This window comes from Kribbella sp. CA-293567 (assembly GCF_027627575.1).
In the GTDB taxonomy this organism is placed as follows: domain Bacteria; phylum Actinomycetota; class Actinomycetes; order Propionibacteriales; family Kribbellaceae; genus Kribbella.
The window spans coordinates 3,875,214-3,890,006 of the sequence record NZ_CP114065.1 but is presented as its reverse complement, the minus strand read 5'-3'; the positions used below and the strand labels follow the sequence as shown (position 1 = coordinate 3,890,006).

Annotated in this window: 14 protein-coding genes; 8 read left to right on the top strand and 6 right to left on the bottom strand. The window is 69.0% G+C overall.

Features of this window, described 5'->3' with window-relative positions:
• Nucleotides 1-62: 62 nt before the first annotated feature.
• Entirely contained in the window at nucleotides 63-896 is an 834-nt protein-coding gene (locus OX958_RS17880; RefSeq protein ID WP_270129873.1) for a hypothetical protein, read from the top strand.
• Between the two features lie 15 nt (nucleotides 897-911).
• Here OX958_RS17880 and OX958_RS17875 read toward each other — a convergent pair whose 3' ends face one another.
• Nucleotides 912-1,490 (bottom strand): HIT family protein, encoded by a 579-nt coding sequence (locus OX958_RS17875; RefSeq protein ID WP_270129872.1) that lies wholly within the window; start codon nucleotides 1,488-1,490, stop codon nucleotides 912-914.
• Nucleotides 1,487-3,511 carry a threonine--tRNA ligase gene (thrS, locus tag OX958_RS17870; protein ID WP_270129871.1) on the bottom strand — a complete coding sequence of 675 codons (2,025 nt, stop codon included), beginning with the start codon at nucleotides 3,509-3,511 and terminating at the stop codon, nucleotides 1,487-1,489. The genes OX958_RS17875 and thrS overlap by 4 nt, the downstream gene beginning before the upstream one ends.
• 207 nt (nucleotides 3,512-3,718) lie before the next feature.
• On the opposite strand from thrS, the gene OX958_RS17865 reads away from it, so the two are divergent.
• From OX958_RS17865 to OX958_RS17840, 6 genes are read left to right on the top strand one after another with little or no spacing between them, the layout of a single operon-like run.
• A complete protein-coding gene (locus OX958_RS17865; RefSeq protein WP_270129870.1) occupies nucleotides 3,719-4,633 on the top strand; it encodes an ATP-binding cassette domain-containing protein in 915 nt (304 codons plus the stop codon).
• Nucleotides 4,630-5,283, top strand: coding sequence for a DedA family protein (locus OX958_RS17860; protein WP_270129868.1), 654 nt, complete (start codon nucleotides 4,630-4,632; stop codon nucleotides 5,281-5,283). Before OX958_RS17865 ends, OX958_RS17860 begins: the two co-directional genes overlap by 4 nt.
• Entirely contained in the window at nucleotides 5,280-6,077 is a 798-nt protein-coding gene (locus OX958_RS17855) for an ABC transporter permease (protein WP_270129867.1), read from the top strand. Before OX958_RS17860 ends, OX958_RS17855 begins: the two co-directional genes overlap by 4 nt.
• Nucleotides 6,078-6,137: 60 nt before the next feature.
• A complete protein-coding gene (locus OX958_RS17850; RefSeq protein ID WP_270129866.1) occupies nucleotides 6,138-6,476 on the top strand; it encodes an ArsR/SmtB family transcription factor in 339 nt (112 codons plus the stop codon).
• Entirely contained in the window at nucleotides 6,473-6,949 is a 477-nt protein-coding gene (locus OX958_RS17845; RefSeq protein ID WP_270129864.1) for an SRPBCC domain-containing protein, read from the top strand. The genes OX958_RS17850 and OX958_RS17845 overlap by 4 nt, the downstream gene beginning before the upstream one ends.
• Nucleotides 6,946-7,575 carry a dihydrofolate reductase family protein gene (locus OX958_RS17840; RefSeq protein WP_270129863.1) on the top strand — a complete coding sequence of 210 codons (630 nt, stop codon included), beginning with the start codon at nucleotides 6,946-6,948 and terminating at the stop codon, nucleotides 7,573-7,575. The genes OX958_RS17845 and OX958_RS17840 overlap by 4 nt, the downstream gene beginning before the upstream one ends.
• 160 nt (nucleotides 7,576-7,735) lie before the next feature.
• On the opposite strand, the gene OX958_RS17835 is transcribed toward OX958_RS17840, so the two are convergent.
• From OX958_RS17835 to OX958_RS17820, 4 genes are all read right to left on the bottom strand, one after another.
• The gene (locus OX958_RS17835; protein WP_270129862.1) at nucleotides 7,736-9,280 is read right to left on the bottom strand and encodes a MinD/ParA family ATP-binding protein; all 1,545 of its coding nucleotides are present in this window, start codon (nucleotides 9,278-9,280) and stop codon (nucleotides 7,736-7,738) included.
• Between the two features lie 309 nt (nucleotides 9,281-9,589).
• A complete protein-coding gene (locus OX958_RS17830) occupies nucleotides 9,590-10,249 on the bottom strand; it encodes a response regulator (RefSeq protein ID WP_270129861.1) in 660 nt (219 codons plus the stop codon).
• A complete protein-coding gene (locus OX958_RS17825) occupies nucleotides 10,246-12,021 on the bottom strand; it encodes a histidine kinase (protein WP_270129860.1) in 1,776 nt (591 codons plus the stop codon). The genes OX958_RS17830 and OX958_RS17825 overlap by 4 nt, the downstream gene beginning before the upstream one ends.
• 45 nt (nucleotides 12,022-12,066) lie before the next feature.
• The gene (locus OX958_RS17820) at nucleotides 12,067-13,188 is read right to left on the bottom strand and encodes a GntR family transcriptional regulator (protein WP_270129859.1); all 1,122 of its coding nucleotides are present in this window, start codon (nucleotides 13,186-13,188) and stop codon (nucleotides 12,067-12,069) included.
• A 134-nt stretch (nucleotides 13,189-13,322) separates the two neighbouring features.
• On the opposite strand from OX958_RS17820, the gene OX958_RS17815 reads away from it, so the two are divergent.
• On the top strand, nucleotides 13,323-14,792 hold the full coding sequence (locus OX958_RS17815; protein ID WP_270129858.1) for an ArnT family glycosyltransferase: 1,470 nt from the start codon (nucleotides 13,323-13,325) through the stop codon (nucleotides 14,790-14,792).
• Nucleotide 14,793: the final 1 nt, after the last annotated feature.

Genomic DNA, 14,793 nt, shown 5'->3' with positions numbered 1-14,793 from the left:
GCTGCTCGGTGGCTCGCCGGGCGGATGAAGCTCGACCGCTACCGCCGAAGCCGGCTGTCGTCGTGCCAGTGGTGGTGGCGCCGCCGCAGGCTGAAGGGCTGGACGGGTCGGCGGGTGAGCCGGGGCCGACCGTGTGTGCAGCGGTCACCGCGACACTCGGCAAGCAGCTCGGAGTGAAGGTGACGGCCAAGCCGTTTTCCTGGAACGACGGTGGCCTGCCGGCACTCGACCTGTGCACGTTGCTCCTCGACGGCCGGGCAGTGACGGTCGGCGTCACCGCGCTGCCGAAGCAACTGGACTCGCTGGACCGCCTCGCGGCCGGAACCGGAGCGCTCGAACTGGTGCCCGAGCTCGGACCGGAGGCTCGGATCAGCTCGTCGCGGCTGGTGTTCAGCGTGGAGGACCGTGCGGTCCGGGTGCTCTCGATCGGAGGGATCGACCGCCACCCGACCGGGATCGATCGCGCGAAGGCGGTCGCGATCAGCCGGGCGGTGCGCGCCGTCGTACCGGCGATGACGCGGGACGCGCGGCAGTCCGAGTCGATCTGTCAGCTGTCGACCGCGGCGGCCGAGCGGTTCGTCGGGACCACCACGCAACTTCGGCGCGACTACCGGGTCGACGGCGCGCTGACCTGCATCTGGGGTGGCTTCGACGCGACGGTCTCGATCGTGGAGTCCTTCCACCCCGACACCATCCCGGAGGCGAAACGAACCCCGCCGCCACCGTTCGCGCCGATCGGCAGACCTGGCTACCACCTGCCCGACCAGGGCGAACTCGTCTTCCGCCAAGGTCGCAGGGTGGTCCGCGTCACCGCTCTGACCAACCCGGCCCGCCAGGTCTCCCTGGAGACACTGCTCGGTCTGGTCGACCCGCTGATGCCGCTCTTCCTCAGATGACGCGGCACCACCGGCTCAGTCGGTCGGCCAGGACTTCGCCAGCAGCGCACGCGTGTCCGACAGCAACTGCGGCAGTACCTTCGTCTGCGCGATCACCGGCATGAAGTTGGCATCGCCGCCCCAGCGTGGGACCACGTGCTGATGCAGGTGAGCAGCGATCCCGGCGCCCGCGATCTCGCCCTGGTTCATCCCGATGTTGAACCCGTGCGCATCCGAAACGATCCGGATCACCCGCATGGCCTGCTGGGTCAATGCGGCCACGTCGGAGACCTCGGCCGGCGTCAGCTCGGTGTAGTCGGCGACATGCCGATACGGCACGACCATCAGGTGACCGGGGTTGTACGGATACAGATTCAGTACGGCGTACGCCGCGTCCGCCCGCCGGACGATCAGCGCGTCGGCATCCGGCAACGACGGCAACCGGCAGAACGGGCACTCGTGCCCCGCCGCCCCGGTGGCCGGCTTGTTCTCCCCGGCGATGTACGCCATCCGGTGCGGGGTCCACAACCGCAGGAACGGGTCCGGTACGCCGACCCCGTCCTGCCGATCCACACCTTCCAGCTCGTACGGCGTATCGCCGGGGGAACCGGTCATACCTGGACGCGCTTCTTCACGGTGTCGACGATCTCGGCGACCGCGTCGGCGATCGGGATACCGTTATTCTGAGTACCGTCGCGGTAACGGAAGGAGACCGAACCGGCCGCCATGTCCTCGTCGCCGGCGATCAGCATGTACGGCACCTTGGACTTCTGCGCGTTGCGGATCTTCTTCTGCATCCGGTCGTCGGAGGCGTCGACCTCGATCCGGATGCCCTCCGCCTTCAGTTGCTGGGCGATCTCGAACAGGTAGTCCACGTGCCCGTCGGTGATCGGGATGCCGATCACCTGGACCGGCGCCAGCCACGGCGGGAAGATCCCGGCGTAGTGCTCGGTCAGCACCGCGACGAACCGCTCGATCGACCCGAACAGCGCGCGGTGGATCATCACCGGCCGCTGCCGCGAACCGTCGGGAGCGGTGTACTCCAGCTCGAACCGCTCCGGCAGGTTGAAGTCCAGCTGGATCGTCGACATCTGCCAGGTCCGGCCGATCGCGTCGCGGGCCTGGACCGAGATCTTCGGGCCGTAGAACGCGGCGCCCTCCGGATCCGGGACCAGCTCCAGCCCCGACCCCTCGGCGACCTCGCGCAGGGTGTTGGTGGCTTCCTCCCAGACCTCGTCGGAGCCGACCGACTTCTCCGGGTTCCTGGTCGACAGCTCCAGGTAGAAGTCGTCCAGGCCGTAGTCGGCCAGCAGCCCGAGGACGAAGTTCAGCAGGTCGCGCAGCTCGTCGCGCATCTGCTCGCGGGTGCAGTAGATGTGCGCGTCGTCCTGGGTGAAACCGCGGGCCCGGGTCATCCCGTGGATGACGCCGGACTTCTCCAGCCGGTACACGGTGCCGAACTCGAACAGCCGCAACGGCAGCTCGCGGTACGACCGGCCGCGCGAGTCGAAGATCAGGTTGTGCATCGGGCAGTTCATCGGCTTCAGGTAGTAGTCCTGACCCTGCTTGCGGATCTCACCGTCCGGCCCGCGCTCCTCGTCCAGGTGCATGGGCGGGTACATGCCGTCGGCGTACCAGTCGAGGTGACCGGACGTCTGGAAGAGCTGCGCCTTGGTGATGTGCGGGGTGTAGACGAACTCGTAGCCGTCCTCGACGTGCCGCTGCCGCGAGTAGTCCTCCATCACCTTGCGGAGCACGCCGCCCTTGGGATGGAAGACCGCCAGACCGGAGCCGATCTCGTCGGGGAAGCTGAAAAGATCCAGCTCGGTGCCCAGCTTGCGATGGTCGCGCTTGGCGGCCTCCTCCAGGCGGGTCAGGTACGCCTTCAGCTCGTCCCGCGAGTCCCACGCGGTGCCGTAGATGCGCTGCAGCTGCGGGTTCTTCTCGCTCCCCCGCCAGTACGCCGCCGCGACGCGCATCAGCTTGAAGTTGCCGAGGTACCCGGTCGCCGGCACGTGCGGCCCACGGCACAGGTCCTTCCACGCCACCGAGTCGTCGCGCCGGATGTTGTCGTAGATCGTCAGCTCACCGGCGCCGACCTCGACCGAAGCACCCTCCGCGGCGTCGGCCGAGGCGGACCCCTTGATGCCGATCAGCTCCAGCTTGTACGGCTCGGCGGCCAGTTCGGCGCGCGCGTCGTCGTCCGAGACCACCCGGCGGCTGAACCGCTGCCGCTCCTTGATGATCTGCTGCATCTTCTTCTCGAGCTTGGTCAGGTCCTCCGGGGTGAACGGAGTGGCCACGTCGAAGTCGTAGTAGAAGCCGTTCTCGACCGGCGGGCCGATCCCCAGCTTGGCGTCGGGGAACAGCTCCTGGACGGCCTGGGCCAGCACGTGCGCGGTCGAGTGCCGGATGATGGCCAGGCCGTCGGCGGAGGAGGCCAGCACGGGCTCGATCTCGTCGCCGTCGGCGACCACCCGGGCCAGGTCGACCAGCTCGCCGTTGACCTTGGCGGCGATCGCGGAGCGGTCCTGGCCGAAGATCGCGGCGAACAGTTCACCGACGGTCGTCGTCTCGGTCACGCTCCGCTCAGCCTCGCCCTCGACGCCGACCAGATGGACCTTGACTTCCGACACGTTCGCTCCTCGAGTACACCGCCCCGCCGTGCGCGGGCCGTCACATCGCAGATCGTAGCGAGTCCACCCCTGGGCTGATGCAAGCCCGTCCACAGGGGGACTCGGGCATGACGAAAGTCAGGGGTAGGTGGCGCCCATAGTCCGATGTGCCGGGGTACCCGCGTTTTCTAGGTTCGTAGGGACACTGGCGAACCGGAAGGCCCCCGCGTGATCACCCTCGAAGCACTCAGCAAACGCTACGGCGAGACCACCGCGGTGGACACCCTCGAACTGGCCGTCGCCCCCGGCCGGGTGACCGGGTTCCTCGGCCCCAACGGCGCCGGCAAGTCGACCACGATGCGGATGATCCTCGGCCTCGACACCCCCACCGAGGGACAGGCCCTGGTCGACGGCCGTCCGTACGCCGACTGGCCGCGCCCGCTGACCAAGGTCGGCGCGTTGCTGGAAGCCAAGGCGCTGCATCCCCGGCGGACGGCTCGTAACCACCTGATCGCGATGGCCCGCAGCAACGCCGTGCCGGTCAGCCGGGTCGACGAAGTCCTGAACCTGGTCGGCCTCGACGAGGTCGGCCGCAAACACGCCGGCCAGTACTCGCTCGGCATGGGGCAGCGGCTCGGCATCGCCGGTGCCCTGCTCGGCGATCCCGAGGTACTGATGTTCGACGAGCCGGTCAACGGCCTCGACCCCGACGGCGTCCGCTGGGTCCGGCGGCTGATGCGCAAGCTGGCCGCCGAGGGCCGGACGGTCTTCGTCTCCAGCCATCTGATGAGCGAGATGCAGCTGACCGCCGACCAGCTCGTCGTGATCGGTCGCGGCCGGCTGATCGCGGACGCCCCGATCGCCGACGTGATCGCCGGCTCCTCCCGCACCACCGTGCGGGTCCAGGTGCCCGACCGGACCGAGCTCGCGCTGCTCAGGGAGCGCCTGGTTCCGGAGGCCGAGCAGGTCGAATCACTCCCCCACCAGTTGGTCGTCGCCGGCGTACCGGCCGAACGGATCGGTGATCTCGCGCACGAGCTCGGGGTCCGGCTGCACGAACTGCACACCGAGCGCGCGTCGCTCGAGGAGGCCTACATGGAGCTCACCGCGGACAGCGTCCAGTACGGGGTGGTGGCCTCGTGACCGACGCGATCCTGCACTTCACCGAAGAACTCATGTCGTCGTGGTGGATCTACCTCGCCCTCTTCGGCTTCGCCGCGCTGGACGGGTTCTTCCCGGCGATCCCGAGCGAGACGCTGGTCGTCACGGCCGGCGTCTTCGCGGCCACCGGCGAGCCCAACCTGTACGTCGTGATCGCGATGGCCGCCGCCGGCGCGTTCCTCGGCGACCACGTCTCGTACGCCCTCGGCCGTGGTGCGGGCGGCCGGATGCTCGACCGCTTGGAGCCGGGAACCAAGCGGCACAAGATGAGCCTGTGGGCGCGCAAAGCGCTCGAGGAACGCGGCGGGCTCGTACTGATCGTCGCTCGCTACGTCCCCGGCGGCCGGACCGCCGTGACGCTGACGATGGGCGCGGTTCGCTACCCGCTGCGCAGCTTCTCCTTCTTCGCGGGACTGGCCGCGGTCAGCTGGGGTCTGTACTGCTCACTGGTCGGCTATCTCGGCGGCAAGGCGTTCGAGGACAACCCGCTCAAGGGAGTCGCGCTCGGCATCGGTCTCGCGCTCGGCGTGACGCTGATCGTGGAGGTCGTCCGGCACCAGCGCGCGAAGCGGCGTACCCCTCAACCTCAGGTCGAGGCTGAGCCCGAACTGGTCGAGGCAGGCGAGCGATGAGCACCGCAACCATCACCGTCCAGCAGAGGTCGAGCGGTCTGCGCAACGCGGTGGAGTCGGAGTGGACGAAACTCTGGACGGTTCGGTCGAGCTGGCTGAACATCGTCGCCGCCGTCGCACTGACCGGGTTGCTGGCGATGCAGTTCGGCTTTTCCACGGCGTACGAGAACACGCATCTGGCGCCCGGCGAGCTGGCCGGGAAGTCGGCGGTGGGCGGCGTCGCGGTGTCGGCGATGACGATCGCGCAGGTCGTGGTCGCGGCGTTCGCGATGCTGCTGGTGACCTCGGAGTACGCGACCGGCAGCATTCGTTCGACCCTGCAGTGGACCCCCGTACGCCGCAACGTGGTCCTCGCGAAGGCGATCGTGCTGACCCCCGTGCTGTTCGCCTACGGCCTCTTGCTCGGAGTGATCGCCGCCGTCACCGGCGGCCTGACGATGGGCGAATGGGCCGACTGGGATCTCGCCACCTTGGTGATCGACCTGCTCTCGGTCGCCGCCTATCTCACCCTGGCGGGCCTCTTCACCACCGGGATCGCCTTCCTGATCAGGAGCACCGCCGGCACCCTCACGGCGGCGTTCCTGCTGCTCATCGTCATTCCCATGATGATGTCGCAGAGCAGCATGCGGGCCCTCGTCTGGCTGGCTGCCCTGCTCCCGGGCGGCGCGGGCCAGAACTATCTCGCCGGCTCCACGGATCCGCTCTCCCCCACCGCGAGCTTCGTCGTGCTGGCGCTGTGGGCCGGCGGAGCACTGTTCGCCGCGACGATGGTTCTCCAGCGCCGCGACGCCTGACGGGCCCTCGCGATAGTTAGCCCTTGCGCTAACTATCGCGAGCGGATAATACTTAGCCGCATGGCACAGCATTTGGCGCAGCTCGACGGCGTCTTCGTCGCCCTGGCGGACCCGACACGGCGCGCGGTCATCCACCGCCTCGGGCGTGGCCCGACCAGCGTCGGCGATCTCGCCTCGGCCTTCCCGATCACCCTGCCCTCGTTCATGAAACACGTTCGCACCCTGGAGTCGAACGGGTTGATCCGCACGGTCAAGACCGGCCGGGTGCGCACCTGCGTGCTCAACCGCGAACGCCTGGCGCTGGTCGACGACTGGCTCGCGAACGAGCGCCGGAGCTGGGAAGAACGCACCGACCGGCTGGAAGCCTTCGTCACCGACCCGAAGGAGAAGCACCGATGAATCCCGAGCTGGACCTGGTCCTGGAGCGCGTCATCCGCGCTCCCCGCGCGACCGTCTGGAGCGCGTGGACCGAGCCGGCCAAGTTCGAGCAGTGGTGGGTGCCGGCGCCTGCGCTGTGCCGGGTCGAGCGGCTGGACGTCCGGTCCGGAGGCGCGCTGGTGACGACGATGAGCGAGGACGGCGCGAAGTACGTCCCCCATCTCGACGCGACCTTTCTGGTCGTCGACGAGCAGGAGCGGATCGTCTTCACGAACGCGATCGACAGCGACTGGCGCCCGACCCGCCCGGATCCGATCGCGATGACCGCCGAGATCCTGCTGGCCGATCACCCGGACGGCACCGACTACCGGATCATCGTCCGCCACGGCGATCCGGCCTCTCGTGCCCTGCACGCCGAGCTCGGCTTCGCCGACGGCTGGGGGTCGGTCACCGCTCAACTGGCCGGCGTCGCCGAGGCCGGGGACGCCCGATGAAGCTCGTCCTGACCGAGTTCGTCAGTCTCGACGGTGTCAGCCAGGGTCCCGGTTCACCGGACGAGGACACCAGTGACGGTTTCGTCCGCGGCGGCTGGCTGGTGCCGCACCTCGACGAACTCTTCGTACGCCGTACCTCCGAGTGGCTGGACCTCGCCGACGGCCTGCTCCTCGGACGCCGGACCTACCAGGCGTTCGCGCGTGACTGGCCACGGATCACCGACCCCGACGACCCGTACTCCGAGCGGATGAACGCGCTGCCGAAGTACGTCGTGACCAACACCCTGGCCGAAACCTCGTGGCACCCCACGACGATCCTCAACGGCGACCCGATCGACACAGTCGCCAAACTCAAAGCCGAACCCGGCCGAGAACTCCAGATCCACGGCAGCGCGCGGCTCGGTCAGGCGCTGTTGTCAGCCGGTCTGGTCGACACCGTTCGGCTCACGGTCGCCCCCACCATCGTGGGCTCCGGCCGGCAGTTGCTCGGTCATCCCGGCGCCGCGACCGGCCTCCGGCTCGTCAACCACGAAAGCACCTCAACGGGCTTGCTGCTGCTCGAGTACGAGTGCAGCGGCGTCGCTCCCGTAGCCGCCTACGAAGGCGTCACTGCCTTCGTCCAATAGCCGGCCCGGCGACTCCTACCCGAGCGGCCAGCACCAGGGGCTCTCGTTCCAGTACCGCGTCTGGCTACCGTCGGGCAGGCCCGTCACTCAGTGCGTGCACTCTGACGACAAATCGCGGCGGCGACAGCCGATAGGCCGTCGCCGCCGCGGTCGATCTGTTCTAGCGCGGGACGTTCAGCGCGATGGTGATCTGCTCGGCGACCTTGGCGGCCAGATCGAGCGCCGCACGGCGGGTGGCCGGCTGCAGCGCCGAGTGGTCGAGCGGGCCCTCCGCCGCGATGTGCGGGTCGGTCGGGATGTCGACGACGGCGGCGGCGCGCGACTCGAAGTACGGGCGGAGCTGCTTCTCGACCTCCTTGTTGACGTCGCCGGGACCGTTGCTGACCGCAATCACCGCGCGGCGGATCAGGCGCTGCGCGTCCGGGCCCTGGTGGTCGAGCTCCTCCAGCATCTGCACGGCGGCAGCGCACGAGAGGCTCTTCCACTTGATCGGGATGACCAGGACGTCGGAGGCCTTCATCGCCTCGCGCCAGTTGCTGGAGCCCTCGTTGTTACCGGTGTCGATCACCAGCACCTTGTAGAAGCGGCTCAGCAGCCGGTGGATCTGGTCGAAGTCCTTCGCCTCGATCTGCGCGTACGTCGTGGTGGCCGACGTCAGTACGTCGTACTGCCCCGACACCTGGTGCCGCAGGTAGGCGCCGACGTCACCCAGTCGCGCGTCCGGCTGCGTGAGCATCTGCATCGCCTGCAGCAGGTCGGTCACCGTCGAGCGGCTGTTGGTGTCGTGCGTGCGCAGGTGCATGTTGCCGCGCAGCTCGTTGTTGTCCCACGCGACGACGCCGCCACCACGCGCCTGACCGAGCGCACCCGCCAGCAGCAGCGTGGTCGGCGTCTTACCCGAGCCGCCCTTGGGGTTGGCGATCGTCACCGTGACCGGCCGCCGGAAGGCGGTGGCTGCAGTGGCGCGGGCAATACGCTCGAGCCGCTCGTTGGTGCCGGGACGCAACCGCAGCACGCTACGGACGCCCTTCTCGGCAGGAGCTTCCCGCGGCAACGGCAGAGCCTGCAGCAACTCGTCCGCGCGGTAGGAGACCTGACGGTCGGGCTGCTGACCACCCTGCCCGGGAATGCCCTGCGGGAAGAACTGCTGGGCAGCAGGTGAGAGCTGTGGCGACTGCATGTCGCGCGCAGGGGCCTGCTCATGAGCAGGCTGGCTCCACGGGTCGGCGGCGGGCTCCGGCGTACCGGTCCTGCTCCACGATTCCCCTGCCGGCTCCTGCGCGGCCGCCTTGCTCCAGGACTCACTCGCCGGCTCGCTTGCTGCCGACTTGCTCCACGGGTCGGCAGCGGCCTCCTGAGCCGGCTGCTTGGTCCACGGGTCGGGCGTGGGCTTCGGCGTCTCGGCCGGCTGGGACCACGAGTCGCCCGGGTAGTCCTTGGACAGCGCGTCCGGCTTCGGCTCCTCGGTCGGCTCCTCGGCCTCTTCCGGGTCAGGAGTCTCCTGGCTGCCCTTCGGTGCCGCCGAACCGCCGGACGGCGGCTGCTGGGCGGGAGGGTTCTGGGCAGGAGGGGGCGGAGGCGGCGTGGTGGCCGGCGGGTTCGGGTCCGGCTGGGTCCAGGACGGGGTCGGCTGCCACATCCTCCGGACCTCGGCCGCTGCCGCTTCCCGGTCCTTGTGCTGTCCGGAGTTGTGCGAGTCGGTCACGACCTAGATCCCCCGATTCTGTGAGAGGGGGCGGGGCTGCCGCTCCCCTGAGCTTGCAGGATGTCCCAGGCACAGTCCACCCGGGAGGTCCACTATCCCATGACCGGGTGTCCAGGCGATGTCACCCGCCGGAGCGTCGGAGGACCGCCCGGCTGCTGCCCGCCGAAGCCCGCCGGGAGCGGCGCCGCCCGAATCCGATCAGACGAAGGTTCGTGGGCCAAGCCGGGTCAGACCGGATCGGCGACTCCGCCCTGCCGACGAGCGATCGACCACTGAGCAGAGCGTCGCCGAAGCCGAGGCCGCAGGTCGTCAGACCAGGCCGGCTTCGTAGGCAACGATCGCGGCCTGGACCCGGTTCTTCACCGCCAGCCGGGTCAGAATCGCGCTGACATAGGCCTTCACCGTGCCCTCCACGACGAACAGGCGGCCCGCGATCTCCGCGTTCGAGAGACCGGCGCCGACCAACGCGAGCACTTCACGCTCCCGCGGGCTGAGCACCTCGATCTGCTCCTTCGCTGCCGTCGCTCGCGCCAGCCGACCGCCGGTACCGGTGCCGAGCTCCGCGATCACTCGCTGAGCGATTTTGGGCGACAGGTACGCCGCGCCGTCGGCGACCGCCTTGAGGCCCGCGATCAGCTCGTGCGGGTCCCCCGACTTCAGCAGGAAGCCACTCGCCCCGTCGCCCAGCGCCTTCGCGATGTAGGCGTCCTCGGAGAAGGTCGTCAGGATCACCACCGCGGTCTCCGGCACGGTCCGTTTGATCTCGGCACCGGCCGCCAGCCCGTCCATCCTCGGCATCCGGATGTCCAGGACGGCGACGGCGGGCCGGTGAAGCTGAGCGAGCCGCACGGCCTCCTCCCCGTCGCTCGCCTCGGCGACGACCTCGATCGTCTCGTCTGAACCGAGGATCGCCCGCACGCCGGCGCGAACCATCGCCTCGTCGTCGGCGAGCAGCACTCTGATGGTCACGGTGTCCCTTCGGGGTCGGGCCGGACCGAGCCGGTGGGAATCAGGTCCTTGGTCACCAGCACGCCTCGGTGGAAGCACAGCCGGTAGGCGTAGGTGATGGAGAACGGCGCGTCCGGCCGGTAGTAGCGGCAGTCCCACTCCTTCGGCTGCACCAGTCTGCCGCTCGGAGGATCGACCATCTGCATCGCCGGCAGCCGCTGCTCGACCTGGTCGGCGGGCTGCCCCAGCCGGATCGCGTCGAAGTCCGCCGGCCGCAGGATCGAGCTGTACCCGACGACCATGTAGTAGCCGAGAGCAACCAATCCGACGACGACGCCGATCACTGCCGGTGCGGCCAGGGCGGTGATCAACCCGCGCCGCGCGTTCCGCCGTACGGTCGCGCGCTCGTCGGCGGTGGCAGACTCGACCGCCGCCTCCACCCGTCCACCGGCTCGCGGAATCCTGGCCACCACCTCGAAGCCGCCGGTACTGCGAGCCTCGGCAGTCAGGACACCACCCACGAGCCGAACCCGCTCAGCCAACCCCGCCAGGCCTCTCCCGCCTGAACCGCCGCCGGTCGGCGCAGCGTCGGCCGTTCCAGCAGCACCGGGTCGAGCAGCACCGCCGGCCCGAGAGGCAGCGCCGGGCCGAGAGGCAGCGCCGGGCCGAATAGCCAAGGAGGTCCGAGCCGCGTCGCCACTTCGAGCAGCATCGGCATTGCCAGGTGAACGGTGTTCGGTCATGCGCCCCACCGTGGCCGCCTGACCCTCGCTCCCGCCCGTCCGAACTTCACCCACGGCTGCGCTGTTCGCCACCCGCACGACGACCTCATCGCCCGGATGCGAAACCGCGACGGTAACCTCGGCGCCAGGCGCGTGCTTGCTGGCATTGGTGAGCGACTCCTGCACCACTCGATGAACAGCACGATCCACCATCGGCGACAGCTCGGCGGTCCCTTCCTGCACGAGCTTGACGGCCAGCCCCGAAGCGGCCGCCCGGTCGACCAGTTCGGCCACGGTCTCCAGCGCCGGTACGACCGAGGCTTCACCCTCCCGCAGTACGCCGATGATCTCGCCGAGCCGTTCGGTGGCAGTCGCCGCTGCCTCCCGCAGTTCGGTGGCGGCGCGGCGATGACGTTCGGGCAGCTTCGCGTCGACCTCCAGCGCGGCGGCCCGCAACGCGATCAGACTCAGCTCGTGACCGACCGAGTCGTGCATGTCCTCGGCGATCCGGGAGCGCTCTCTGAGTCGCTCCTGCGCGATCTCCAGCCGGTGCTCACGCTCGATCCGCTCGGCGCGATCCCAGCCGGCGGTGGCCAGCAGCGCCTGCTGCGCGCGGTACCGGCCGACCAGCCAGGGCAGGACGACGACCAGGAGCGAGAGCAGCAGGACCAGCAGCCAGTTGAGCACGGCCTCGGCGGCCGGGACATCGGGATGGAGCACCAGGCCGAGGACCAGCAGCCCGGAGAGCTGCGCGCAGGACATCAGTACGAACTGCCGCAACTGCGTCTCGCGCCGCCCGGAAACGTAGCTCAGCAACGAGATCGCGGGGACCAGCGCGATCGGAACGCCGAGCGTCGTGTCGAGACTGAGGGCCAGGATCACCACCTCGGTGGCGATCACCAGACTCAGGCCGAGCACCGGCCGCGAACGCCGGTTCAGCACGGCCAGGCCGATGACCGCGACGCAGATCGCCTGCATCCAGACCGGGTCGCGCCGTGCCCCGCTCTCCAGGAGCACCAGCACGGAGAGGCCGGCCCACAGGCCGAGATCTCCCGCACGGGTCCAGTTCACACTCCGACGCTACACAGAGAGCGCTCCCCGCAGTACTGCCGAAAGTCAGGTTCCGTTGCGATCGGCATCGACCAGCTCGAACGGGACCAGTGAGACCTTCGGCACCGACTCGCCGCGCAACTGGGCGAGCAACAGGTCGACGGCCTGCCGGCCCATCTCGCGCTGGTTCTGCCGGACGTGCAGGAACGGCGGACCGGCAATTGGGTCGCCCGGTGAGTCGAAACAGCTGATCACCAGCTCACGCGGCCGGCCGAGTGCCCGGTCCAGCATCCGGGCCAGGTTGTACTCGCAGGCCACGAACGCGGTGACGCCGGGGAAACGGTGCCGGAAGGCGCGGATCAGTTCGAGGTCCGAGCGAACGCTCTCCGGCGTGAACGAGCCGGGCAGCGTACTGCGCAACTCCGTCAGGTGATGTGCGTGATAGCTGCCAGGCTTCTGCTCGGCGAAGGCCGACCGGAAGCCTTCCAGCCGGTCCTCGATACTCGAGGTGTTCAACGGTGGCGGAGAAACGAAGGCGATCTGCCGGTGCCCGCGATCGAGCAGACGTTGGGTCAGGGCACGGGAGGCGGCCACGTTGTCGGTGTGCACGGCGGACACCGGAATGCCGGACAGGTGCCGGTCGACCAGGACAATCGGGAACCCGTCCAGCACCTGGCGCAGCAGACTCGCGTTGTAGAAGTCGCCGTGCACCGGGAAGACGATCAGTCCGTCCACCTCGCCGGACGCGACCAGCGACTCGACTGCCTGTTCCTCGTCCGCCTGGCGGCCGCGCGTACGCCGTACGATCAGGTTCGCGCCCGCCGCCGCGCTGCTCTCCTCGATCGACTGCAGCAACTCCAGCCCGTAGGCCTCCGAGACATCCGGTATGAGAAGGGCGATCGTCCCAGGGACGTTGCCGCGGCGAGCAGGCCGTAGTGCGCCCTTGAGCGGCGTGGTCACGCCCTCCAGATCCGGCAGATGCTTCACCACGAACGAGCCCTTGCCGCGGATCCGCTCGATCAGCCCGGCTTCCCGCAGTACCTCCAAGGCCCGCTTGGACGTGATCCGGCTGACCTCGAACTGCGCCGCCAGCTCCATCTCGGACGCCACCCGGTCCCCCGGTCCGAGCACGCCGCTGCGGATCTCCTCGAGCACGTGCGTGCTGATCCGCTCGTACAGCGACTCCACCGTTCCCCTTCCGCTCGACCGAGTTGGTATACCAAACCAGTCCAGTGCCGCTCAGGCAAGCGACCTGCCGCTGCCGGACCGCTACCACGTTCGAAGGCCTTTCCGGGACGGTCGCGGACTGACAACATGCCGCCATGGAGCGTCCTGGGGTGGGATTCGCGACCCGGCCGGTGATCGGTGTCGCGGCGGTACTGGCAGTGGTTCTGACGGTGCTGTCCGGCCGCTACGGCTTCCACCGCGACGAGCTGTACTTCCTCGCGGCAGCCGACCACCTCGCCTGGGGCTACATCGATCAGCCTCCGCTGACACCGCTGCTGGTCCGCCTCTCGACAGCCGTCTTCGGCGAGACCCCGATGGGCGTGCGCGTCATCTCCACCCTCACCAGCGCGGCCACCGTGGTCGTGGTCGCCTTGATCGCCCGGGAGTTCTCCGCGGATCGCCGAGCTCAGCTCCTGGCGGCCGTTTGCGCCGCTGTCTCCGGCTTTCTGCTGGGCGTCGGGCACCTGGCCTCCACCGCGACGTACGACCTGCTCGCGTGGATGGTCATCTTCCTGCTGGCCGTCAGGCTCCTCCGCACCGGCAACCCTCGCTGGTGGGTCGCACTAGGTCTGGCCACGGGCATCGCCCTGCAGAACAAGTACCTCGTGGTGCTGCCGCTAGCTGCCCTGCTGATCGCGGTACTGATCACAGGCCCCCGCTCGGTACTGCGAACCTGGTGGCTACCCGCCGGCGTCGCGCTCGCCGCCTTGATCGCCGCGCCCAATCTGATCTGGCAGGCCACCCACGACTGGCCCCAGCTGACAGTGGCCGGCGGCATCAGTGAGGACGACGGCACCGAGAACCGGGTCATGTTCATCCCGCTGCAGATCCTGCAGCTCTCGCCGTTCCTGGTCCCCATCTGGGTGGCGGGCTTCCGTCGTCTCTGGCGCACCCAGTGGGCTCGCCCGGTTGCACTCGCCTACCCGGTGCTGTGCGCCGTAGTACTGGCGCTTGGTGGCAAGTCGTACTACGCCCTGCCGCTCCTTCTGGTGCTACTGGCCGCTGGGGCCCAGCCCACCATCGACTGGCTCACCACGACTGGCCGCCGCGTCGCGCTGGCTAGCGGGCTGGTCCTGGCAGGTCTGACCTCAGTGGTCTTCACCCTCCCGGTACTGCCGGCTTCAGCCGTCAACGTCGTCCTCCCAGTCAACAAGGAGCAAGGAGAGCAGCTCGGCTGGCCGGAACTCACTAGTGCGGTCGCGGACGCTTGGCGGCAACTGCCTGACGACCAGCGCGCCCGTGCAGTCATCCTCACTACCAACTACGGCCAGGCCGGCGCCCTCCTCCAGTACGGCCCGGCCCACGGCCTTCCGAAGCCCTACTCCAACCACATGAGCTTTCACGACTGGTCCCGCCCCAGCGACATGCAGGACGGCCCAGTCCTGCTGGTGGAACAGGAACGCGACCCCGCCTTCGAAAATCACTTCACCAACTGCACTCAAGTCGGCAAGGTGGACAACGGCATCGACGCCGACAACGAAGAACAAGGCACAGCGACCGTCCTCTGCACCGGCACGAAGACCCCTTGGTCGCAACTCTGGCCGACGCTGCGCCGCCACTACTGAA